Genomic DNA, 20,666 nt, shown 5'->3' on the forward strand with positions numbered 1-20,666 from the left:
AACGCCGGAGGTTTCAAGCCTCGGACCGACGACGCATCAGGCGATGGTCGGCCGCAGAGGCCACGTAGCCAATCAGGCAACTAGTTTATCAGACCCGGTGGTCGAGCTTGTCGAGGCCGGGTGAGCCGATCTCCTCGACCAACGAATGGATTTGGCCCGCAGGCGTGTCTCGAGCAGGGTCACCAACCCGCTCGATCACAGGGATTGTTCGATCACCGAACTGCCGTCGCGCGGGTCGGGTGCCGCGGCGCGGGTCGGGTGGCTGGCCGTTTCCGTGCACAATGCCGTCGCGCGGGTCCGGTGCCGCCGCGCTAGCCGGCGCCAACGCGCGCAGCGGCACCCGACCCGCGCAGCGCCCGAAGTCCTCGTTCGCCGGCTCCGAGGCCGACCCACCAGGTCTCGACAGGCTCGCGCACCGAGACGCACCGAGACGCACCGAGACGCACCGAGACGCCGCTACCAGCGGTTGCGCACGTCTTCCGCCCAGCCGAGCAGATTGTCGATCCGGATGCGTCCCCGATCGGTGTCGACCCACCCCGAATAATGGCCGAAACATTGGTGCCCGCGGCTACCGAAGACCAGGAGCTCGGTCGAACTGGCATGGTCCCAGAATGGGTCGAACTGCAGTTTGAGGCTCTCCCCACGGATGCGCCACGGTGCGAGCCAGTCGGACTCGTCGTAGCGCCAGTCGAGTTCTTCGCTGATCTTGTGTAGGGAGCCGTCGACGAGCAGCGCGTTTTCGGTCGAGCCGGTTCCGTCGGTCCAGCGGCCGCCGAGCTGCAAGCCGATCGTGCGACCGTCGACGACTCCCGACGCCGCGCCCCAATTCCAGGTCATTCGGTATGGCCAGCGTCCGCGGCCATGATCGAGCACCGCCCAGCTCTCGCCGGTCGGGAGCTGAACCCGGTCACCGTTGACCTCGAGCCATCCCTCTGCCGGCCTGGCAACATCCTTGACGGTGTACTGGAACCGCGTCGATGACCACGGAACCACGACGGCCAACGCCTCGTGCTCGGCCGGCCGCACGGCAGTGATGTCAAAGGTCACACCCGGAGCGTGCCCGCGCAGCCGGGTGCCGCCGGCCACTTCGTCGATGTCGATCGAGAGCGCCCGGGTGCGTGCCCGCGCAGATGCGACGCCCATCCTCGCGGGGAGCGTGGCGCTCGATCTGGGTGCGGATGCTGCGCCGAGCGTCGCGGGGAACGTGGCACTCGACCTCAGCGTGGATGCAGCGCTCGGTGTCGCGGGGAGCGTGGCGCTCGATCTGGGTGCAGATGCTGCGCCGAGCGTCGCCGGAAGCGTCGCGCTGCGACCGAGCGGTGCGACGGCTCCCCGTTCCACCGTCACCCCTGAGCGCCGATCGTGGATCATGATGCCATGCACCGCCGCGTAGTCGAGCGAGGATACCGTCAGCGAGACGATGTGGGTGGGCGAGGTGACCGCCCAGTACTCCCAGCGCTTGTTGCGGCCCCAGTTGGTGCGGCCGTTGATGCCCGAGGTGTCGTGCAGGGGCCGTCTGCTCCAGCCGACGGCGGCGGGGTTGAGTCGCCCGTTCGGCAGGCAGAGCGCAACCGGCGCGGTGATTTCACGCTCGACGATCGTGCGACTCATCGCGTTCTCCTTCGAGCTGTCCGCCGCGAGCAGACGGGATGGTCGCATGCGCCTGGTTCGTCGCCGCGTTCGCTCCGGCAACGCGAGCGAACTGCTCGGCGAGCTCCCGGTTGACGGCGCGCACGACGTCGGCATCGGCCTTGACGATCGTGCGATCGGCGGTGAGCAGCCCGTTGAGTTCGTCTTCGACGTCGGAGAGCTGCGTGTAGACCGCGCCAGAAAGACCTGCGGTGATAGCCGGCAGAATCTGTTCGCGATGCAGCGCGGCGAAGGCATCCGTGAAGGCCGCCATCGAGCTGAAGCGCTTGTAGCCGAACTCACGACTGCTGAACTCGTGCCCGGGCAGCCGCAGGCTGTAGCCGCCGTACTCCGACACCACCACGGCCCGGCCGTCGCGCCCCCAGGCGCGACTCGGGCGCACGCGACGAAAGTAGATATGGAGGCTCTGCAGGTCGCCGCCGCCCTGGTCGTGCCAGCCGCTGGCGTGGTCGATGATGCGATCCGGGTCGAGCGCGCGGATCCGCCGCACCGCGTCGAGCGAGTCGAACTGCCCCCAGCCCTCGTTGAACGGCACCCAAACGACGACACTCGGCACGCTTGTGAGCAGCTGCACCGTCTCGATGAGTTCGCCGGTGAATTCCTCGCGCCCCGCCGCATCCTGACGCCCGAACGCACGGTGTCGCCGGTCGCTCAGCCGCACCGGCAGCAGCACGGGCGCCGTGATGACCGCCGGGTTGTAGGCGCGGCCGCCGCTGACCATGTCCTGCCAGACGAGCATCCCGAGTCGATCGCAGTGGTGATACCACCGCAGCGGCTCGATCTTGATGTGCTTGCGCAGCATCGTGAAGCCGAGGTCTTTCATCGAACGGATGTCGTGAATCAGGGCGTCGTCAGAGGGCGCGGTGTAGAGACCGTCGGGCCAGTAGCCCTGGTCGAGCACCCCGGCGTGAAAGTAGGGGCGGCCGTTGAGCAGCAGGCGGGGTATGCCCGCCGCGTCGTTTTCGACACCGACCGAACGCATCCCGACGTAGCTGCTGACCCGGTCGGCGCGAAGGCGCACCTCGAGGTCGTAGAGGTAGGGGTCTTCCGGACTCCATTCGCGTACCTCGTCGAGCACCAGCCTGATCGGTTGCCCGACCGGCCCGGTTGCGCTCGTCACGGTCTCGCCGTCGGCGCGCAGCACGACCGTCGCGACGGCGTTGTCGGTTCCGGTGCCGGTAGCGACAACCACGACCTCAACCGCGCGCTCGCCGAGCAGCGCGCGGATGTCGAGCCGTTCGACATACAGCTGCGGCACGGATTCCAGCCAGACCGTCTGCCAGATGCCCGATTGTGCCGTGTACCAAATGCCGCCGCGGCGCAGCGACTGCTTGCCGCGTGAGCGATAGCTGGAATCGCTGACGTCGACGACGTCAACCCGGAGCACGTGGTCGACGTCGGGGGAGAGGGCCGCGGTGACATCGAAGCTGAAGGGGAGGTAGCCGCCCGAGTGGCTGCCGACCAGCTCGCCGTCGATGTAGACCCGGCAGTCCTGGTCGACGGCGCCGAAGTGCAGCAGCACGCGCTCGTCGATGAAGTCGCTGGGCAGGTGCACGGTGCGCTGATACCAGAGGTGCTGGCCAGGCAAGAGCTGACGCTCTACCCCGGAGAGTGCGGCCTCTGGCGAGAACGGCACGAGGATCGCGCCGTCCCAGCCCCGCGGATGCTCCGCGCTGTCGGTGATCGCGTAGTCCCACCGGCCGTTGAGGTTGAGGTAGCTCTCGCGAGCGAGCTGTGGCCGGGGGTACTCCTGCAGCACGGCATCGGGGTCGAGCGTGTGCGCCCACGGTGTTTTCAGGCTCGTGGTCGTCAAGCTCTTCGTCTTCGAGCTCGCGCTCCTCAGGTTCATCAGCGAACCAGCTTCGCGCGGATGGCGACGAGCACGGGCACGAGAAGCAACACCGCCGCGGCGGTCGGAAAGATCTCAGGGCCCGGAACGGGTTGGAGAACCCCGAGGTTCGTGTAGGTGTGGGACGCCCCAGAGATCACCGCCGCTCCGAGAAACGGGCCGACGATCATCGGGATCATCACCGCGAGCATCATCCGGATGCCTTGCACCGCTCCGGCGCGGTCGGCGGGGGTGGCGTCGCGGGTCATCGCCGAGACGGTGGCGATGGAGGACATCATGCCTGCCATCATCAGCGTCGCCGCCCCGATCACGGCGGGGACCTCTCTGGCGAACGTCATCGCGATCAGGCCGAGCGCGAACACCGCGACGGCGGGGAGAAGGAAGCGGGTTTTGCCGACGCGGTCCATCACTCGTCCGCCGATGATGCTCAGCACCGACGCGAGAATCAGAACGATTCCGAGGGCGAGCGCGTAGGACTCGATCTCAAGGTAGCGCTGCAGATAGATGATGACGTAGGGAAGAAAGACCTGGCTGCTCGTTCCGATCACGGTCCAGATCAGCAGTGTCAGGTAGAGCCCGGGCTGCCGCCGAATCGTGCTCGGGCGCAAGCCGTGCACCACGGCGGTGAGGATGCGATCACGTCGGGCCGGCACGCCCCTGTCACGAATCAGAAACCACGACAGTACGCCCGTGATCGTGGTGACCGCGCCCACCAGGGCGAAGAACAGCTTCCAGTCGCCGGCGCGAGTGAGACCGTCGAGGAGCCCGAAGACGAGCAGCATTGCGATGAGCGGAAGTACGGCAAGCACTCCGTCGACGCGCCCCCGATTTGCGGGAGTGGTCGAGTCGGTCACCCAGGCGCTGAACGCGGCATCGTTCGCACCGGAGCCGAACACGCTCATGATGCAGTCGAGCAGGATGACCGCGACGATCGCCCCGATGACGGCGGCTCCGGCGAGGGTCTCCGTTCCGCTGGGAACTCCGACGAAACCGAACGCGGCCGTGCAGATACCCCAGGCGATGTAGCCGATGGCGATGATCGCACGGCGGCGTCCCAGCCGGTCGGACCAGGCTCCGACGAGAAGCGTGGCAACTGTCGCGGCCACCGCGCTGGCGGCGACCATGAGGGCGATGACGTTCGGGTCTGGCGAGATCGTGTCGTAGACGAACACGTTGAGGTACATGTTCTCGATCGTCCAGGCGAGCTGACCGACCAGCCCGACGACGACGATCGCCAACCAGGTGCGACCTCCCAGCTTCGGTCGCGTCGTGCGCGTCGCCCGCGCTGTCGATGGCGCTGTCGAAGCCGCTGTCGATGGCGCGGCAGGTTCGATATTCAGACCCATGGCATCCTCATCATTGAAAATTGCAACGTAGAAATACTGAGGTATACCCTAGCGCCGAGTGCCGGTGGGGGCGTAGTGATCGGCAGAGTTCGAGCCCGTGCCGGTCACGCTGGCGTCATACGCCCGGGTGCGCTCGACCACAGGTGCGCCTCCTCCGCCGAGCTTGACCGTTGCGGTCGAGGTTCCCCGATACGCCGGGCAAACTCGACCGCAAGTGTCAAGCTCGACGGATGCCTCTGCGCGGTCGGCCGCGTTCAGCCGCGTTCGGCCGCGGCATCCGCTTCGCGCAGCCGACTACGGCGCGATGAGCACCTTGAGCGCCTCGCGGGAATCCATCAGCCGGTAGCCCTCCGGCGTCTCGCTGAGACTGACCGTGCGGTCGAAGACCTTGCCGGGCTGCACCGAGCCGTCGAGTACACCGGGGAGCAGCCGGTCGATGTAGGCGCGCACGGGGGCCGGGCCGCCGGTGAGCGTCACGTTCGGGCCGAACAAGCTGCCGAAACCGACCGGAGCCTGCTCATACTGCGGCACGCCGACGCGGCTGATCACGCCGCCCGCTCGCACCACACCGACGGCCTGCTCGTACGCGGGCAGATGGCCGACGGCTTCCAGCACGACGTGGGTGCCGTCGCCACCGGTGAGTTCACGTACCAGGGCGATGCCTTCCTCACCTCGCGCGGCGACGACATCCGTTGCCCCGAACTCGCGGCCGAGGTCGGTGCGGGAGGTGTGCCGGCCCATCAGGATGATGCGTTCGGCGCCCAGCTGGCGGGCGGAGAGCACCGCCATCAGGCCCACCGCTCCGTCGCCGATGACCGTGACGGTGGTGCGAGCGGTGACGCGGCCTCTGACGGCGGCGTGGTAACCGGTGCCGTAGACATCCGACAGAGTCAGCAGCGATGGGTACAGCGCGGCATCGACACCGGCCGGAATTTTCACGAGGGTGCCGTCGGCCTGAGGAACGCGGATCGCCTCGGCCTGACCGCCGCCGATGCCGTTGCCCGCCCAGAAACCGCCATGTCGGCAGGAGGTCTGCAGACCCTCGCGGCAGAAGTCGCAGGTACCGTCAGACCAGGCAAACGGGGCGATCACGAAATCGCCGGGGGCCAGGGTACGCACCTCGCTGCCGACCTCTTCGACGACGCCGAGAAATTCGTGACCCATTGGAGTGCCGACGGCGCCGGCCGGCATGTCGTGAAACGGGTGCAGGTCGCTGCCGCAGACGCAGGCACGCACGATCCGCACGATGGCGTCGGTCGGCTGGTTCAGGATGGGGTCGGGCACGGTTTCGACGCGCACGTCGCCGGCGCCGTACATGAATGCTGCTCGCATGGGTGAAGTCCTTCAATCGGGATGTCTCGGGTGTTGTTCTATCCCACCCCTCTCTGCGCGTACGGGGGAGTCACCAGCGTTCCGGGTACTGCCAGTGCCTCCCACCCGGCGCGGTCACGGCGTAGCGTCGATGACATGCAAACCGGTGACATGCAACACAAAACCGAAGTGCGCGAGTTTCTCGCAAGTCGCCGCGCACGGATCACCCCCGACCAGACGGGGCTGCCGGCCTACGGCGGCAACCGCCGTGTGCCGGGCCTCCGTCGGGAGGAGGTCGCCATGCTCGCCGGAATGAGCGTCGACTACTACACGCGTCTCGAACGGGGCAACCTCGCCGGGGCCTCGGAGAGCGTGCTCGAGTCGCTCGCCAGGGCGCTGCAACTCGACGAGGCCGAACGGGCCCACCTCTTCGACTTGGCACGTACCGCCAACGCGGGAACCCGGCCGCGGGCCCGGCGCCCGACGCCTCCGTCGGTGCGACCGGTGATCCAGCGCATCCTCGATTCGATGGATGGCGTTCCCGCGTTCATTCGCAACGGGCGGCTCGACGTGCTCGCCGCCAACCCGCTCGGGGAGGCGTTGTACTCCGAGATGTACGTCAACCCGGCCCGGCCGGTGAACCACGCCCGATTCACTTTTCTCGACCCGCGGGCCACCCGGTTCTGGGGAGACTGGGACCGGGCGGCGCGAGACACCGTCGCGATCCTGCGCACTGAGGCGGGCAAGAACACCTACGACCGGGCGTTGACCGATCTGATCGGCGAGCTGTCGACGCGCAGTGAGGCCTTCCGGGCTCTCTGGGCGTCGCACGACGTCAAGTTCCATCGCACCGGCGTCAAGGTTTTCAACCACCCGGCCGTCGGGCGCATCGAGGTGGCATTCGAAGCGCTCGAGCTGCCGGCTGATGATGGGCTCACCATCTTGGCCTACAGTGCGGAGCCGGGGTCGACATCCGCCGACGCGTTGACGCTGCTGGCGAGCTGGGCGGCGACCTCGCGCGACGCTGCCGTCTCGAACGCCGCCGCCTCGAGCGACCCCGCCGTCTCGAATGACTAGTCGACGTCCACCACCGTCACCGACAGCTACGAGGAGATTTCCCATGGAATTACAACCCGCCACCCCCACAACTCAGGGGCCGGCCGAATTGTTCACCGGCGACGTGTACTTCGACGTGATCGCCCGCGGCGACGCGCCGTCGCGCATCCGCGTCAACCTGGTGCGATTCGCACCCGGCGCCCGCACCGCCTGGCACAGTCACTCCCTCGGGCAAACCCTGCACGTGACCGACGGTGTCGGTCTGGTGCAGGCGCGCGGGGGCGAGGTGACGGTCATGCATCCCGGTGACACGATTTACACCCCGCCGGGAGAGTGGCATTGGCATGGCGCCACCGCCGACTCGTTCATGTGCCACCTAGCGATGTGGGAAGACGACGACGCCACCTGGGGTGAGCATGTGACCGACGAGGAGTACGGCGCCGGCGCGAGCTGAGCCGGCCGGCTCAGACCAACACCGGATAGGTCGCCAGAATCACCGAACCGAAGACGGCGACCGCCACACCCAGGCCGAGCAGAAACCAGCCGGCCCAGAGCACCTTGTTTCGCCCCGACATCGCGGTGAAGAAGAGCACCAGTGCGAACAAGACGGTGAGAATCGCGTAGTTGTCGCCACGCTGATTGCTCTGAAGCGCCGTCGCGAACTTCTCATCGGCCAGATCCGAATACTTCGCCGCTTCCACCTGCCCGGGCGGAACATAAGACGGCTCAGCGAACGGCGACTTCGTGTTCTCGCCCGCCGCCTGCCAGCTCGCAAACGCCACAGCGAAGGCTGGGGGGAAGCGGGCGCTGACATAGTCGGCAAACGCCTGGTCGCCTCGAGCCGTCGCATCCACCCACTGCGTGTAAATCGCGAGATCGACCGACTTCGCAGCGCGCGCTTCGTTCGCATAGTCGAGCGATCGGATGCGCGCACTCGATGCCTGCGAGAACTCGATCGACATCTCCCCGCCCCATTTCGACGACTCGAACCCACACCAGGCGGTCAGAATCGCAGTCACCGACAGCACGAACACGGCGATGATCTCACGCACCTCGACCGACCGATCAGCGCGAGACATGCGCGGCGTGTCAGGCGCAGGGGCTGCCTGAGATGCCGGAACTGCCTGAGACGCCGGAGCGGCCCGAGGCACGGGGGATGAATGAGCTGGCGCCTCGGCCGGCTCATTCGAATCGGAGGGTGGGGAGCTTTCGGTCATCGCGTGTCAGTTCGCCCGCTCACCCGGTCAGGCCGGATGCTCAATTACGAAATCCGAGCCCGGAAACACGATCGTTTCGTGGCCGTTCTCGAACCTCACCAGATAGGGCGGACCCCCGTCTTCCCCGCGCACCTCCACGATCTCGCCGTGCCGGTCCGGTGTCTCAACCGTCTTGCCGCGAATCAGAATCCGATCGCCTTCAGTTGCATGCATGGCAGCTCACCTCCGTACCGTCAGGCTACGCCGCCGGACTCCGTCTGCCCAGGGTCGCGTTCGCGCTCGCGTGAGGTCTCGCCATCACCGTAACCATCTGCGCAAGAAATGTGGATGCCTGATCTCACGTTTGGTGCCCGGCCAGCGTCTTCACAGTAGAACGGCGCCACATTCGAGAGAATGGAGGCGGAACCACTACTGACGGGAGCGCGGCATGGGCGTCTCACACAGCGTTATCGACTCTCCCCTCGGCGAACTCACGCTGGTCTCCGCCGAAAGCGGCGCGTTGGCTGCCGTTTACTTCGACGAGCACAAGCGCCGACCGGATGCCGACACGTTCGGGCCGCGCGACGCCAGCGCGTTCGGCGCGGTGACCGAGCAGCTCGGTGAGTACTTCGCCGGAACGCGCACGACATTCGACCTGCAGCTGGCTCCGACCGGCAATGACTTTCAGCTGAGAGTCTGGGCGCTGTTGCGCGAGATTCCGTTCGGCGAAACGCGCAGCTATGGTCAGCTGGCTCTTGAACTCGGCGATCGCAACCTGTCGCAGGCGGTCGGCGCGGCAAACGGCAAGAATCCGATCAGTATCATCGTGCCCTGTCACCGGGTGGTCGGTGCCCACGGCAGCCTTGTCGGCTACGCCGGAGGGCTCGACCGCAAACGATTTCTACTCACCCACGAGGAACCGGCTGAGGCGAGTCTTGAACGACTTTTCTGAGGCGTCGCGTCGCGCACTCAGCGCACTCAGCGCACCCGGTGCATCCGGATCGTTCGGTCGCGGTCGAGGCTGAGCATGCAACCATTTGAACGCGTGGTCGCCGAGTATGGGGCGACGGTGCTGCGCGTCTGCCGCGCGGTGCTCGGACCGGTCGACGCCGACGATGCCTGGTCTGAGACATTCCTCGCTGCGCTCCAGGCCTACCCGGCGCTCGCCGAGGGGGCAAACGTCGAAGCCTGGCTCGTGACGATCGCCCACCGCAAAGCGATTGATGTGACCCGGGTTCGCGCGCGGTTGCCGATCCCCGTCGATGCGCTGCCCGAGCGTTCCTCGCGCCACGGCATCCCCGATGCGAACGACGGCGATCTGTGGGCGGCCCTCGCGGCCCTGCCCGCCACGCAACGGCAGGCCGTCGCCTATCACCACGTCGTTGGGCTGCCCTATCGAGAGGTGGCCGAGATTCTCGGCGGAACAACGGATGCCGCCCGCCGGGCTGCCGCCGACGGCATCAAGACCCTGCGTCGGAGGCTGGCATGAGCCTTCCGTTGGTCGAGGAGCGAGCGCCAGCGAGTGTCTCGAGACCTCGCGAGCCGATGTTTGAACTCAAGCCGCGTTTATGGATCGGCTCGCGAGATCTCGAGACGCGGCCTCCTTCGTCGGCTGCTCCTCGATCAACGAAATGGCCCATCTACCTCATAGACGCGGCCTCCTTCGTCGGCTGCTCCTCGATCAACGAGATGGACAACACCGAAGAAAGAAGGGACAGCACCCATGAACACCACTGACCACACCATTGCTGAGGTCCTCGCACCACTCGACTCCGTCGACCCGGCCGACCTTGACCGGTTGCGGCTGGCGTTCGTGGCCGCGGCATCCGCTCACGGCGACCTCGACGTGGCCTACCGCACCCTCGACTCCCCGGTCGGCGTGCTGCTTCTCGCTGCCACCGAGCAGGGACTCGTGCGCGTCGCCTTTCAACGCGAAGACCATGACGCGGTTTTGGAACGGCTGGCGACAGCAATCAGCCCGCGCATTCTGCGTGCGCCCGCCCGACTCGATGCCGTTGCGCGCGAGCTCGACGAGTACTTTGCCGGCACCCGTCAACGGTTCGACCTGCCGCTCGATCGCCGGCTGTCGAAGGGCTTTCAGGAGAGCGTCTTGGCGCACCTTCCCGAGATCGGCTACGGCCACACCGAAAGCTATGCCCAAGTGGCGCTGGCCGCCGGGAGCCCCCGCGCGGTGCGTGCCGTCGGCACCGCCTGTGCCACGAACCCGTTGCCGCTCGTTGTGCCCTGCCATCGGGTGGTGCGCTCCGACGGCTCGTTCGGCGGCTACCTGGGCGGTGTCGAAGCCAAGCAGCTGCTGCTTCACCTCGAGGGAGCAGCGTGACCGACGCGCTTTTTCCGGCGGAGCGGCGGGAGGTCGCGCCCGGCGCCGTGCATGTTCCCGGCTGGCTGTCACTCGAGGAGCAGCAGGGCATTGTTGCTCAGTTCATGCACTGGGCTCGCGGCCCGGTGCCGATCCGTGCGGCGAAACTCCCGGGCGGCCACGAGATGTCGGTGCGCACCGTCTGCCTCGGCTGGCACTGGCAGCCCTATCGCTACACGCGCGAGGCCGGGGATGTGAACGGGGTGCGCGTGCTGGAGTTTCCGGACTGGTTGGCCGATCTTGGCCGGCGTGCGGTGGCCGAGGCTCTGCAGGATCCGCAGGCAGGCGCCGGCTATCACCCGGATGCCGCGCTCGTGAACTACTACGACGACACCGCAAAGATGGGGATGCACCAAGACAAAGACGAGATCTCGGATGCCCCGGTCGTCTCACTGAGCATCGGCGACACGTGTAAATTCCGTTTCGGGAATACAACCGATCGGGGCCAGCCGTACACCGATCTGGACCTCGAATCTGGTGACCTGTTCGTGTTCGGCGGGCCGAGCCGATTCGCTTTTCACGGCGTGCCCAAGGTGTATCCCGACACCGGAAGCCGAGCGACAGGGCTCGCACGGGGCAGAATCAATATCACCATGCGCGTAACCGGATTGGCCGACGAATGACCATCGAGCAAGTGACTGGACTGTCTGAGCAATGACCACAATGAACGAGCGAGCCGAGGCGGTGACCCCTCCTTCCGGCGCGCTGGCGCAGCCCGATGCCGGAAGCGGCGTCGTCCGTGGTGACGATGGACTCCTGCGCCCGACCTGGGCCGCGACCGACCCGCTCATGCGGGACTACTACGACACCGAGTGGGGCATCCCGGTGCGTGACGAGCACGGGATGTACGAGCGCATCAGCCTCGAGGCGTTTCAAGCCGGGCTGTCATGGGCGACGATTCTGAAGAAGCGTGAGGCGTTTCGCCTCGCCTTCGCGAACTTCGATCCGGATCGGGTCGCCACCTTCACCGAGGCCGATGTCGAACGGCTGATGAACGACGTTGGCATTGTGCGCAACCGAATGAAGATCAGGGCGGCAATCACGAACGCGCAGGCGACGATCGCCCTGCGCGCCGAGGGCGGTCTTGTCGACTTTGTTTGGTCGTTCCAGCCGACCGAGACTCCAACGCCGGTCACCTTCGCGGATGTCCCCACGCAGTCGGCCGAGTCGGTGGCACTCTCGAAGGGGCTGCGTGCCAAGGGCTTCGCGTTCGTCGGGCCGACCACCATGTTCGCCCTGATGGAAGCGATCGGCATTGTTGACACCCACCTCGTCGACAGCCACCGACGCGGAAGCTCCGGAGTCTGGACCTCGGCCGACGACGCTTCCGGTATCGCCGAGTTTGACCATTCCGGTCGAGTTCGCCTGGCACACGAGGGAAACTCGACCGCAGGTGTCAAGCTCGGCGAGCGAGGCCACCCAGCGCAGGAGAGGGGGCGGCGCTAAACTCCAGAGAAGAGAGAGTCTTGTCCGTCGAGGAAAGGGTTACTCATGAATGCGCTGCTCATCATCATCGTCGTTGTCGCCGTCGTCTTGCTGTTCACCGGCGGGCTCGTGAACTCACTGCAGTTCTTGCTCTGGGTCGGATTCGTACTCATCCTTATTGCACTGGTGATGTTCATCGTGCGTGCATTCTCCGGACGCAAGGGCGCCTGACCGAATCAGCCGAGACCGTCTGGGTCGGCCCCGATCAATCGGTTGCGGCAGTGAAAGTCGTGCCCGTCGAACGCAGGGGGTTGGCCGTCACTGCGGCCATCCCCGACTCACAATCGGTCGCATAGCTGCGATTATTGCGGCGTTTTTCTGCGCCGTTCCCAGGGGCTGCGGCGTGGCGCCGGTGGGCTCTCGGAGTCGGCCGTCGTGGCGCTCCCAATTTGACTTCCGCCCTGTCCCCACCGATAGGCTCGAAAGATTGGAGAAGGTTTCTCCAGCTTCGAGAAGGGGTACAAATGAATCTGCTGACTATCATCATCATCATCGTCGCCATCCTTCTGGCCATCACCGGAGGCCTCGTACAGTCCCTGCAGTTTCTGCTCTGGGTCGGGATCGCGCTCGCGATCGTTGCAGTGATCATGTTCCTGATGCGGTCGATCTCCGGGCGCAAGGTCTAATCGTCGGTCGACCCACGAATGACCTCTGGGCAAACTCATTCTGAGGCTGGGCGATCAGGCCAGAAGAGCCCAGATCAGCTCAGATCGACGGGTTGAAGGGTCGGCCGCTTCGGCGGCCGGCCATCGCCCGACGAGCGCCCGCTGAGGCGGCGACCGATCCAGGGCAAGACGAACTCGCGATAGTAGGCGGCGGTGCTCTGCGCACGCACCTCGTCGGCAGCGATCTCGCCCCATGCGGTCGGAATCGGCACCTCGAGTGCCCGCAGAACGTTGCTCGCGACCCGCGTGTGGCCGAGGGCATTCATGTGCAGCTTGTCCGCTGACCAGTACTTCTTGTGCTCGAGTTCGGTGTCTGCCCAATTGTCGACGAGCGTGACCCCCGGCCGAACGAACGCGGCGCGCGCGGCATCCGCCAATCGATCGCCCCGTTTCTGCATCAGTGAACCCATCGGCAGATGCCGCGACGGGTTCGCTCCGCTCAACATGACAACGCGGGCGCCGGTGGCCTGGGCGGCGTCGACGACCTGCTCAAGCAGGTCGACGACGTAGGAGATTTCGACCTTGGGTCGCATGATGTCGTTGCCGCCGCCGACAATCGTCAACAGGTCAGGCTTCAGCGCGAGAGCCGGCTGCAGCTGCTCGGCGACGATCGGGCCGAGCAGCTTGCCGCGGATGGCGAAGTTGGCATACCCCACCGGTTCGGGGGTTGCTGCGGCGAGCCCGAGCGCCACCAGGTCGGCCCAGCCGCGCACCTGGCCATCGGCACGTTCGTCGCCGACGCCCTCGGTGAAGCTGTCGCCCATTGCCACATATCGCAAATACATCGTGCTTCTCCCCGCGCAAGTTCGGTGTCGGAACGACCTCGAACTCGCCCGGCTGGGAGAGCTTACTCCGCCCTGCTGATGGTGGCAGTGCCGCGGGTGGTACGGGTGTTTCTGGTGTTACTCGTTCTCGAGGGCGTGGCTACTCGACGGAGTCGGGATCCGGTGCGAGCTCTGCCGACTCTGCGCCATCCGTTTCGGCCGACGGAATCGTCCCACCCGACGCTACGATTCGGGCGGTGAGCGTCTCGCGTGCGGCGCGTGCCGTGCGACGCACCTCTTTGTCCGGGTCGCGCAGACGCTGCGCGATGGTGTCGAGGTGCTCGGCGGTTCCCTGCGCGGCGAGGGCAGTGAGCGCGGCGGAGCGCACGCGCGGAACCTCATCCGTCGTGAGACGAACCAGCTTCGGGGCGACCTGCAGGTCGCGCAGCGTGACAACACGGGCGCACATTTCACGGATGCGCCAGGCCTGGTTGGTCAGTCCGACGACGACGTAGGGGGCTGCCGAATCGTTCCAGACATAGAGGAGCGTGCGTGCACCCCAGAGCTCAGGCCAGTACAGGGCCGGAGCGCCTTCGAGGATGCCGAGCGCGTGGCGCCCACCGGCGTAGAGCAGAAAGTCTTTGCCGGCATTCTTGGCGCGCAGCAGCGTGACGGCGTTCGCACTCACCACGTCCTCGCCGTAGTGGGCGACGGCCGCTTGAATGCGCTCAGCGGTCGGAAGGTCGAGGGGAATATCGGGGTGCGTCTCAAGTTTGTTTGCCATGGCGGGATTCAGTTTATCTGCCGCACCTGGTCAACCGCCTGAAAGGAGGGCACAGAGCGCAGATGTCGCACTGTGACGCGCCGATTTGGCGGATGCCGCGCGGCCTCGCCACACTTGATCAGACTGCGGTAACGCGTACCGCTCTCTCTTGAACTCCGGGTGATTTTCTTAGTGATTTCCGTTAGACACGTCTCGAAGACCTTTCAGTCGGGCGGATCCACCACATATGCATTGAACGACGTCAGTCTTGAGGTCGCTCCCGGCGAAATCTATGGCGTCATCGGCCAGAGCGGTGCAGGCAAGAGCACCCTGATCCGGGCGATCAACCTGCTCGAACGCCCTGACTCCGGCACCGTCACGGTCGACGGCGACGAGCTGACCGCGCTGAACCCGGCCGGCCTGCGCGCGGCCCGCCGCAAGATCGGCATGGTTTTTCAGCACTTCAACCTGCTCTCCGGGCGCACGGTGCAGGGCAATGTGGAGCTCGGTCTCGAGATCATCGGTGTCGATGGGGCCGAGCGGCGCCGCCGTTCGCTCGAGATCCTCGACCTGGTGGGCCTGGTCAACAAGCGCGACTCCTACCCGTCAGAGCTGTCTGGCGGGCAGAAGCAGCGCGTCGGCATCGCCCGCGCCCTGGCCGCAAACCCGAAGGTGCTGCTCTCCGATGAGGCGACATCCGCTCTCGACCCTGAAACGACCCGGTCGATTCTCGACCTGATCAAGACGATCAACGTCGAACTGGGCCTCACCGTGCTGCTGATCACCCACGAGATGGATGTCGTCAAGCGCGTCTGCGACTCGGCCGCGCTGATCGAAGGCGGTCGCATCGTCGAGTCCGGCCCGATCGTCTCGCTGATCTCGACCCCGGGATCTCGGCTGGCGCACGACCTGTTCCCGCTCGGCGCAGTGCCACCGAGCGACGGAAACACCATCGTCGAAATCACCTTCAGCGGTGGCACCGCCGACCGACCGGTGATCTCGCAGCTGGCCCGCGCCTACGGGCTCGACATCAGCATCCTGGGCGCTGCGATCGAAACGATCGGCGGCAGCCAGGCCGGACGTACCCGACTTCAACTTCCTGGCAGCGTCGCCGAGAATGCTGCGCCGATCAAGGATCTGCGCGAACAAGGCCTGCTCGTCGAGATCGTTGGAGAAGCGTCATGATCGACCCCTCAGACCCCGGCTTCTGGCCCGGACTGTTTCAGGTGCTGCTGGTCGGCACCGGGCAGACCCTCTATATGGTGGGCGTTTCGCTGCTGCTCACCGTGATCATCGGGTTGCCGCTCGGCGTGATTCTGGTCGGCACAGAGGCCGGCGGGCTGTTCGACAAACCGTTCGGGTCGCGCGCACTCGGCCGAGCCATTAACAAGGTGCTCGAGTTTCTGGTCAACCTCGGCCGCTCGGTGCCCTTCATCATCTTGATGGTGGCGTTGATCCCCTTCACCCGTGCCGTGGTCGGCACGTTCATCGGCCCGACGGCGGCAATCGTTCCGCTGACCGTTGTCGCGGTGCCGTTCTTCGCCCGGATGGTGGAGATCGCGATCAAGGAGGTCGACACCGGCCTGGTCGAGGCAGCCGAGTCGCTCGGTGCGACCCGTTGGCAGATCGTCTCGAAGGTGCTCGTGCCCGAGGCCATCTCGCCGATGATTCTCGGCCTGTCGACCACGGTGACCTCCATCATCAACTTCTCGGCAATGGTCGGCACCGTCGCCGGCGGAGGGCTCGGCGATGTGGCGGTGCGCTACGGCTACCAGCGCTACAGCACCATTCACATGGTCGCGGTGATCATCGTGATCTTCGTGATTGTGATGGTTCTGCAAGCGATCGCCACCCGCCTGGCCCGCCGGTTCTCGCACCGCTCGCGTACCTCCTCCGGTCGGGCGGTCGGAGCGGATGCGCGTGCCGAGATGCAGCCTGCGGGTGTGGTGGCCTAGCGCTGCTTCGGCGCCTGTTCTTCTTTTTCCCGCTTCTTTTCTCCCTGCTGTTCTGCGTGGCCCCTCCGGTCACGTTCCGTTTTCTTGTCGAAATGAGATCACTGATGAAGTTCACCGCTCGCAACTCCCGTAGCATCCGCATCGCTGGTGCGGCACTCGCCGCCACCGCGCTGCTCAGCCTGTCCGCGTGCGCTGCGGCTTCGGACGAGAAGCCCGCCTCCACGGCCGCCGCGGCTTCGGGTGATCTCGGCACGATCACCGTCGGTGCGCTGGCCACGCCGGCGGGGGACATCCTCAAATTCGTTCAGGACAACCTGGCCGCCGACGCCGGGCTGACGATCAAGTTCCAGGACTTCACCGACTACAACACCCCGAACGTGGCGCTGACCGACGGCGACATCGACGCGAACCTGTTCCAGAACGCCACATTCTTGGCGAACTTCAACGCGCAGACCGGCGGCGACCTCGTCAGCCTGGGCAGCATCTACCTGCCGAGCGCCGCGTTCTACAGCGACAAGGTGACCTCACTCGACGGTCTCAAGAAGGGCGCGAAGATCGCGATCCCGAACGACCCGACGAACGAGGGTCGTGCGCTGAAGATTCTCGCGGCCGAGGGTTTGATCGAGACCACCGACGAGCCCACCACGCTCGCCGACGTGACCAAGAACTCGAAGGATTTGCAGTTCGTCGAGATCGAGAACGCCACCCTGCCGCAGGCCGTTCCAGACGTTGATGCCGCGTTCGTCACGATCTCCTTCGCACTCCCGGCCGGGCTCACCGCCAAGCAGGCGATTCTGATCGAGGGCAAGGACAGCCCGTACTCCAACGTGCTCGCCACCACCCCTGAGCTCGAAAAGGACCCCCGTGTTCTCAAGCTGAAGGAGCTGCTGCTCGACCCCGCGACGCAGAAGTTCATGAACGACACCTGGGACGGCCTGGTCATCCCGACCGTCTAGTCGACCTGCTCGTTCGCCGCGGGGGCCTCTCGCGAGGTTCTCGTTAACGACGGATGCCCGACCACTGGCTGGTCGGGCATCCGTCGTTTCTGCGTGTGGGGTGGCGGCGGTGCTGCTTTGCTGTGTGCCGCTGTGTCGCTGTGCCGTGCCTAGGCGTCGGTCAGCGTGCGTTCGAATCCGGTAGCGGTCGCGTAGTGCCCATAGTTGTCGATCTCGACGAAACCGAAACTCGGGTAGAGGGCCAGTGCTTCGGGCTGGGCGTCACCGGTCTCGAGGCGCACGCGGCGGTAGCCCATCTCTCGGGCGATCGACTCGAGCTCGGCGAGCACCGCCTTCGCATGACCCTGGCGGCGGTAGTCGGGGTGAGTCCACATGCGCTTGATCTCGCAGGTCTCATCGTCGAAACGACGGATGCCGCCACCGGCGACGGTCACGTCGCCATCCATCAGCACCAGAAAAGTGCCGAGGGGCGGGTCGAACTCTGCGGCGGGCACATCGTCGGCGGCGTCGCCGGGCCCGTAGCGCACCTCGTACTCGTGGCGAAGACCGGACAGAAGCTGCTCGGCCCGAGGGTCGAGGAGACGAACACGTGCGAATTCCATGTGACCAAGTTTGCCCGATCCACACGGGGGATTGCCTCCGCGAGGTGGGGGCCCCCGAGACTGGGGCCGCTTCTTTCGTGAGGGGTCGCACATCGACCTTCCCTGTCCCAACGAAGGTCGATTTGCGACCCCTCACGCGAGCGAACCTGCCCCCGTAGACTGGGCGAGTGCCAGTAAACCCCGAACTTCAGGGCCGGGTCTTCCCGCCCGCTCCGCCGTACCTGGTCGGCCGCGAAAAAGTGCGCGAGTTCTCGCGTGCCGTGTTCGCGACCAACCCGATCAACCACGATCCGGAGGCCGCGCGTGCCGCCGGCCACGCCGATGTCGTCGCCCCGCCGACCTTCGCCGTGGTGCTGCAAGAGTTCACGCTCGCCCAGCTGCTCGCCGAGCCAGACGCCGGCATCGACTTCAGCCGCGTCGTGCACGGCAACCAGCAGTTCACGTACAGCCGACCCATCGTCGCGGGCGATGAGCTGACCGCCACATTGACCGTATCGAGCGTCAAAACTCTCGGCGGCCACTCGATGGTGACCGCTGAATCGGCGATCACCGACGCCACCGGTGCCCACGTCGTCACCGCGACATCCACCCTTGTCGTCAGGGGAGACGAATGAACGCCGCACCAGCCCTCGACACTCTGACCGTCGGCGAGGTGGTTGCCGGTGCCAGCTACACGCTGACGCGCGATTCCCTCGTGCGCTACGCCGGAGCATCCGGTGACTTCAACCCGATCCATTACCGCGACGATGTGGCACAGTCGGTGGGGCTGCCCGGCGTTCTCGCGCACGGCATGCTCACGATGGGCCTGGCCGTGCAGCCGGTCGTCGACTGGGCCGGCGACCCGGCACGCGTCATCGACTACCAGGTGCGGTTCACCCGGCCGGTTCCGGTCGACGCTTCTGAGGGTGCGCTCGTCACGGTCGTCGCGAAGGTTGGCGCCATCGACACGGATGCCGCCGTCGCACGCATCGATCTCACCGTCACGTTCAACGAGCAGACGGTACTGGGCAAGGCGCAGGCCCGCGTCAGCCTGGTCTAGTTGATTGGCTCCGATGATCTCTGAATTTCAGACGCCTCCGATCGCGCTCCGCGACCTGACCACGTTGCGGGTGGGCGGTGTTCCGGCCGCCATGGTGACCCCGAAGACCGAGCAGGAGCTCGTCGCCGCTGCGCTTGAGGTCTGGGCAGAGGGCGACGAATGGATGCTGCTCGGCGGCGGGTCGAACACCGTCGCGGCCGATGAGGGGTTCGATGGCACAGTCATCCGAATCTTGACCAGGGGCATCGAGGTCATTCCGGTTTCGGAATATAGCGGGAGCGTGCTCGGCGGCACAGCCGATATCGCTCACGGCGAGGCTGCCGGTGCGGTCGGCGCTGAAGCGAGTGGCGGACTCGGTGGCGCTCTCGGTGGCGATGGCGCTGGCGATGGTGCCCGTGTTCGGCTGCGGGTGCAGGCCGGTGAGTCGTGGGACGAGCTCGTCGCCTTCACCGCGGCCCAGGGCTGGGCCGGGATCGAAGCGCTCTCCGGCATCCCCGGTTCCGTCGGTGCCGCCCCGGTGCAGAACATCGGTGCGTATGGCCAGGAGATCGCGTCCTGCCTCGTCGCGGTGGATTTTCTCGACTTCGACAGCGGAGACGTGCGCCGGATCGGTGCCGCCGACCTCAAGCTGGACTACCGCACCTCGGCCTTTAAGCAGGGTCTGATCGGTATCGTGCTGGCCGTCGAGCTGGAGCTGCACGACACCCATGCTGAGGCGGCGGTGCTCGGCAGTGCCCTCGGACGCCCGGTCGCCTATGCGCAGCTTGCCGGCGCGCTCGGCGTGCAGCAGGGTGACCGCGTCGCCCTCGATGTCGTGCGTTCGACGGTGCTCGCGCTGCGAGCGTCGAAGGGAATGGTGCTCGACGCCAACGATCCCGACACCGCGAGCGCCGGGTCATTCTTCACGAACCCGATCGTCACCGAGAACTTTGCCCGTCAGCTTCCCGACGACGCCCCCCGCTGGTCGCAGCAATCTGTGCTGGCCGACCGGGTCATTCCCCTCGAGGAATATGCCGGAGTCGGCCCGGTTCCTTGCGTGGAGGAGGTGCGCCTGACGAAGCTCAGTGCGGCCTGGCTGATCGAACAGGCCGGCATCGCCAAGGGGTTTAGGCTGCCCGGCTCGCGGGCGGCGATCTCGAGCAAGCACACTCTCGCCCTGACGAACACGGGCGGGGCGACCGCTGACGAGATCGCGCAGCTGGCCCGCTTTGTGCAGGGCCGCGTCGCGGCGGAGTTCGGTGTGATCCTGCAGCCGGAGCCGGTGCTGATCGGGGTATCGCTCTAGCTCTAGCTCGAGCTCTAGCTCTAGCTCTAGCTCGACGTGAGGCGTGAGTGCTCGGTCGCTCGGGCATCCGCTCGGCGCGGGCGTTGCGGGAGGTGAGTGCCGAGAATCCTCGCGCGTGCGCTCAAATCGTCGCCTCGTGTCGTGTGTCGGCGACGATTTGGGCGCACGCACGGATGTGCCGGAGCACTTTTCCTTCGCGAGTGCGGGCAAACGGTTGCTCTGCGATGCCGGTGAGCGGCCATTTGGCCGCACTCGCGAGCTCGTGGCGCGTGTTCGCCCGCTCGGGCATCCGCTCGTCGCGTTGCGGGAGGTGAGTGCCGAGAATCCTCGTGCGTGCGCTCAAATCGTCGCCTCGTGTCGTGTG

The 20,666-nt window shown here is 66.2% G+C and carries 24 protein-coding genes and 1 pseudogene; 15 read left to right on the forward strand and 10 right to left on the reverse strand.

All coding sequences use genetic code 11. The features are described 5' to 3' along the window. Positions 1–456: 456 nt before the first annotated feature. The 4 genes from ABD791_RS11950 to ABD791_RS11965 form a co-directional block, all read right to left on the reverse strand. Positions 457–1,611 (reverse strand): DUF2804 family protein, encoded by a 1,155-nt coding sequence (locus tag ABD791_RS11950; protein ID WP_345066764.1) that lies wholly within the window; start codon positions 1,609–1,611, stop codon positions 457–459. Further along, positions 1,586–3,463 carry a glycoside hydrolase family 2 protein gene (locus tag ABD791_RS11955; protein WP_345066767.1) on the reverse strand — a complete coding sequence of 626 codons (1,878 nt, stop codon included), beginning with the start codon at positions 3,461–3,463 and terminating at the stop codon, positions 1,586–1,588. The genes ABD791_RS11950 and ABD791_RS11955 overlap by 26 nt, the downstream gene beginning before the upstream one ends. Before the next feature lie 35 nt (positions 3,464–3,498). Next, positions 3,499–4,845 (reverse strand): MFS transporter, encoded by a 1,347-nt coding sequence (locus ABD791_RS11960; protein WP_345066770.1) that lies wholly within the window; start codon positions 4,843–4,845, stop codon positions 3,499–3,501. Positions 4,846–5,139: 294 nt separating this feature from the next. Further along, entirely contained in the window at positions 5,140–6,177 is a 1,038-nt protein-coding gene (locus tag ABD791_RS11965) for an alcohol dehydrogenase catalytic domain-containing protein (RefSeq protein ID WP_345066773.1), read from the reverse strand. Between the two features lie 150 nt (positions 6,178–6,327). On the opposite strand from ABD791_RS11965, the gene ABD791_RS11970 reads away from it, so the two are divergent. Next, positions 6,328–7,233, forward strand: a complete 906-nt coding sequence (locus tag ABD791_RS11970; protein WP_345066776.1) for a helix-turn-helix transcriptional regulator — start codon at positions 6,328–6,330, stop codon at positions 7,231–7,233. Between the two features lie 43 nt (positions 7,234–7,276). Then, positions 7,277–7,666 carry a (R)-mandelonitrile lyase gene (locus ABD791_RS11975; protein ID WP_345066779.1) on the forward strand — a complete coding sequence of 130 codons (390 nt, stop codon included), beginning with the start codon at positions 7,277–7,279 and terminating at the stop codon, positions 7,664–7,666. A 10-nt stretch (positions 7,667–7,676) separates the two neighbouring features. Here the strand turns inward: ABD791_RS11975 and ABD791_RS11980 are convergent, their stop codons facing one another. Both ABD791_RS11980 and ABD791_RS11985 read right to left on the reverse strand, forming a co-directional pair. Then, positions 7,677–8,291, reverse strand: coding sequence for a hypothetical protein (locus ABD791_RS11980; RefSeq protein WP_345066782.1), 615 nt, complete (start codon positions 8,289–8,291; stop codon positions 7,677–7,679). Between the two features lie 165 nt (positions 8,292–8,456). Continuing rightward, positions 8,457–8,642: a DUF1918 domain-containing protein gene (locus ABD791_RS11985; protein ID WP_345066785.1), complete on the reverse strand. Its 186-nt coding sequence runs from the start codon at positions 8,640–8,642 to the stop codon at positions 8,457–8,459. A gap of 214 nt (positions 8,643–8,856) precedes the next feature. Here ABD791_RS11985 and ABD791_RS11990 point away from each other — a divergent pair, with 214 nt between their 5' ends. From ABD791_RS11990 to ABD791_RS12020, 7 genes and pseudogenes are all read left to right on the forward strand, one after another. Beyond that, on the forward strand, positions 8,857–9,360 hold the full coding sequence (locus tag ABD791_RS11990) for a methylated-DNA--[protein]-cysteine S-methyltransferase (RefSeq protein ID WP_345066788.1): 504 nt from the start codon (positions 8,857–8,859) through the stop codon (positions 9,358–9,360). Between the two features lie 75 nt (positions 9,361–9,435). Beyond that, positions 9,436–9,897 carry an RNA polymerase sigma factor gene (locus ABD791_RS11995; RefSeq protein WP_345066792.1) on the forward strand — a complete coding sequence of 154 codons (462 nt, stop codon included), beginning with the start codon at positions 9,436–9,438 and terminating at the stop codon, positions 9,895–9,897. 234 nt (positions 9,898–10,131) lie between these two features. Next, the gene (locus tag ABD791_RS12000) at positions 10,132–10,749 is read left to right on the forward strand and encodes a methylated-DNA--[protein]-cysteine S-methyltransferase (protein ID WP_345066795.1); all 618 of its coding nucleotides are present in this window, start codon (positions 10,132–10,134) and stop codon (positions 10,747–10,749) included. Next, positions 10,746–11,411, forward strand: coding sequence for an alpha-ketoglutarate-dependent dioxygenase AlkB family protein (locus ABD791_RS12005; RefSeq protein WP_345066798.1), 666 nt, complete (start codon positions 10,746–10,748; stop codon positions 11,409–11,411). The genes ABD791_RS12000 and ABD791_RS12005 overlap by 4 nt, the downstream gene beginning before the upstream one ends. Before the next feature lie 40 nt (positions 11,412–11,451). Then, positions 11,452–12,099 (forward strand): annotated as a pseudogene (locus tag ABD791_RS12010) (DNA-3-methyladenine glycosylase I); the annotation flags it as partial. Positions 12,100–12,279: 180 nt separating this feature from the next. Then, a complete protein-coding gene (locus ABD791_RS12015; RefSeq protein WP_345066800.1) occupies positions 12,280–12,444 on the forward strand; it encodes a hypothetical protein in 165 nt (54 codons plus the stop codon). A 293-nt stretch (positions 12,445–12,737) separates the two neighbouring features. Then, entirely contained in the window at positions 12,738–12,899 is a 162-nt protein-coding gene (locus ABD791_RS12020; protein WP_345066803.1) for a hypothetical protein, read from the forward strand. Positions 12,900–12,973: 74 nt separating this feature from the next. Here ABD791_RS12020 and ABD791_RS12025 read toward each other — a convergent pair whose 3' ends face one another. Both ABD791_RS12025 and ABD791_RS12030 read right to left on the reverse strand, forming a co-directional pair. Beyond that, on the reverse strand, positions 12,974–13,723 hold the full coding sequence (locus tag ABD791_RS12025) for an SGNH/GDSL hydrolase family protein (protein WP_345066806.1): 750 nt from the start codon (positions 13,721–13,723) through the stop codon (positions 12,974–12,976). Positions 13,724–13,862: 139 nt separating this feature from the next. Continuing rightward, positions 13,863–14,486 (reverse strand): HEAT repeat domain-containing protein, encoded by a 624-nt coding sequence (locus tag ABD791_RS12030; protein ID WP_345066809.1) that lies wholly within the window; start codon positions 14,484–14,486, stop codon positions 13,863–13,865. Positions 14,487–14,657: 171 nt separating this feature from the next. Here ABD791_RS12030 and ABD791_RS12035 point away from each other — a divergent pair, with 171 nt between their 5' ends. From ABD791_RS12035 to ABD791_RS12045, 3 genes are all read left to right on the forward strand, one after another. Further along, positions 14,658–15,650 (forward strand): methionine ABC transporter ATP-binding protein, encoded by a 993-nt coding sequence (locus tag ABD791_RS12035; RefSeq protein ID WP_345066811.1) that lies wholly within the window; start codon positions 14,658–14,660, stop codon positions 15,648–15,650. Continuing rightward, positions 15,647–16,420 carry a methionine ABC transporter permease gene (locus ABD791_RS12040; RefSeq protein WP_345066813.1) on the forward strand — a complete coding sequence of 258 codons (774 nt, stop codon included), beginning with the start codon at positions 15,647–15,649 and terminating at the stop codon, positions 16,418–16,420. The genes ABD791_RS12035 and ABD791_RS12040 overlap by 4 nt, the downstream gene beginning before the upstream one ends. Positions 16,421–16,524: 104 nt before the next feature. Beyond that, entirely contained in the window at positions 16,525–17,376 is an 852-nt protein-coding gene (locus ABD791_RS12045; protein ID WP_345066816.1) for a MetQ/NlpA family ABC transporter substrate-binding protein, read from the forward strand. Positions 17,377–17,525: 149 nt separating this feature from the next. Here the strand turns inward: ABD791_RS12045 and ABD791_RS12050 are convergent, their stop codons facing one another. Continuing rightward, positions 17,526–17,978, reverse strand: a complete 453-nt coding sequence (locus ABD791_RS12050; RefSeq protein ID WP_345066819.1) for a GNAT family N-acetyltransferase — start codon at positions 17,976–17,978, stop codon at positions 17,526–17,528. 167 nt (positions 17,979–18,145) lie between these two features. On the opposite strand from ABD791_RS12050, the gene ABD791_RS12055 reads away from it, so the two are divergent. The 3 genes from ABD791_RS12055 to ABD791_RS12065 are packed head-to-tail and all read left to right on the forward strand — an operon-like array spanning position 18,146 to position 20,302. Continuing rightward, positions 18,146–18,592 carry an FAS1-like dehydratase domain-containing protein gene (locus ABD791_RS12055; protein ID WP_345066822.1) on the forward strand — a complete coding sequence of 149 codons (447 nt, stop codon included), beginning with the start codon at positions 18,146–18,148 and terminating at the stop codon, positions 18,590–18,592. After that, positions 18,589–19,017, forward strand: a complete 429-nt coding sequence (locus ABD791_RS12060; protein ID WP_345066825.1) for a MaoC family dehydratase — start codon at positions 18,589–18,591, stop codon at positions 19,015–19,017. Before ABD791_RS12055 ends, ABD791_RS12060 begins: the two co-directional genes overlap by 4 nt. Before the next feature lie 13 nt (positions 19,018–19,030). Further along, positions 19,031–20,302, forward strand: a complete 1,272-nt coding sequence (locus tag ABD791_RS12065) for a UDP-N-acetylmuramate dehydrogenase (RefSeq protein ID WP_345066828.1) — start codon at positions 19,031–19,033, stop codon at positions 20,300–20,302. Between the two features lie 121 nt (positions 20,303–20,423). Here ABD791_RS12065 and ABD791_RS12070 read toward each other — a convergent pair whose 3' ends face one another. Continuing rightward, a complete protein-coding gene (locus ABD791_RS12070; RefSeq protein ID WP_345066831.1) occupies positions 20,424–20,645 on the reverse strand; it encodes a hypothetical protein in 222 nt (73 codons plus the stop codon). Between the last annotated feature and the right edge of the window lie 21 nt (positions 20,646–20,666).

The organism is Glaciibacter kafniensis, assembly GCF_039538945.1.
GTDB lineage: Bacteria > Actinomycetota > Actinomycetes > Actinomycetales > Microbacteriaceae > Cryobacterium > Cryobacterium kafniensis.

What these genes read in the sequence shown, in the direction of transcription:
- ABD791_RS11970 (WP_345066776.1), top strand. Translation starts at nt 6,328, where the DNA reads ATGCAACACAAAACCGAAGTGCGCGAGTTTCTCGCAAGTCGCCGCGCA.
- ABD791_RS11965 (WP_345066773.1), bottom strand. Translation starts at nt 6,177, where the DNA reads ATGCGAGCAGCATTCATGTACGGCGCCGGCGACGTGCGCGTCGAAACC.
- ABD791_RS11980 (WP_345066782.1), bottom strand. Translation starts at nt 8,291, where the DNA reads ATGTCTCGCGCTGATCGGTCGGTCGAGGTGCGTGAGATCATCGCCGTG.
- ABD791_RS12000 (WP_345066795.1), top strand. Translation starts at nt 10,132, where the DNA reads ATGAACACCACTGACCACACCATTGCTGAGGTCCTCGCACCACTCGAC.
- ABD791_RS12015 (WP_345066800.1), top strand. Translation starts at nt 12,280, where the DNA reads ATGAATGCGCTGCTCATCATCATCGTCGTTGTCGCCGTCGTCTTGCTG.
- ABD791_RS11975 (WP_345066779.1), top strand. Translation starts at nt 7,277, where the DNA reads ATGGAATTACAACCCGCCACCCCCACAACTCAGGGGCCGGCCGAATTG.
- ABD791_RS12020 (WP_345066803.1), top strand. Translation starts at nt 12,738, where the DNA reads ATGAATCTGCTGACTATCATCATCATCATCGTCGCCATCCTTCTGGCC.
- ABD791_RS12045 (WP_345066816.1), top strand. Translation starts at nt 16,525, where the DNA reads ATGAAGTTCACCGCTCGCAACTCCCGTAGCATCCGCATCGCTGGTGCG.
- ABD791_RS11985 (WP_345066785.1), bottom strand. Translation starts at nt 8,642, where the DNA reads ATGCATGCAACTGAAGGCGATCGGATTCTGATTCGCGGCAAGACGGTT.
- ABD791_RS11995 (WP_345066792.1), top strand. Translation starts at nt 9,436, where the DNA reads ATGCAACCATTTGAACGCGTGGTCGCCGAGTATGGGGCGACGGTGCTG.
- ABD791_RS12050 (WP_345066819.1), bottom strand. Translation starts at nt 17,978, where the DNA reads ATGGAATTCGCACGTGTTCGTCTCCTCGACCCTCGGGCCGAGCAGCTT.
- ABD791_RS11990 (WP_345066788.1), top strand. Translation starts at nt 8,857, where the DNA reads ATGGGCGTCTCACACAGCGTTATCGACTCTCCCCTCGGCGAACTCACG.
- ABD791_RS12060 (WP_345066825.1), top strand. Translation starts at nt 18,589, where the DNA reads ATGAACGCCGCACCAGCCCTCGACACTCTGACCGTCGGCGAGGTGGTT.
- ABD791_RS12030 (WP_345066809.1), bottom strand. Translation starts at nt 14,486, where the DNA reads ATGGCAAACAAACTTGAGACGCACCCCGATATTCCCCTCGACCTTCCG.
- ABD791_RS12025 (WP_345066806.1), bottom strand. Translation starts at nt 13,723, where the DNA reads ATGTATTTGCGATATGTGGCAATGGGCGACAGCTTCACCGAGGGCGTC.
- ABD791_RS11950 (WP_345066764.1), bottom strand. Translation starts at nt 1,611, where the DNA reads ATGAGTCGCACGATCGTCGAGCGTGAAATCACCGCGCCGGTTGCGCTC.
- ABD791_RS12065 (WP_345066828.1), top strand. Translation starts at nt 19,031, where the DNA reads ATGATCTCTGAATTTCAGACGCCTCCGATCGCGCTCCGCGACCTGACC.
- ABD791_RS12040 (WP_345066813.1), top strand. Translation starts at nt 15,647, where the DNA reads ATGATCGACCCCTCAGACCCCGGCTTCTGGCCCGGACTGTTTCAGGTG.
- ABD791_RS11960 (WP_345066770.1), bottom strand. Translation starts at nt 4,845, where the DNA reads ATGGGTCTGAATATCGAACCTGCCGCGCCATCGACAGCGGCTTCGACA.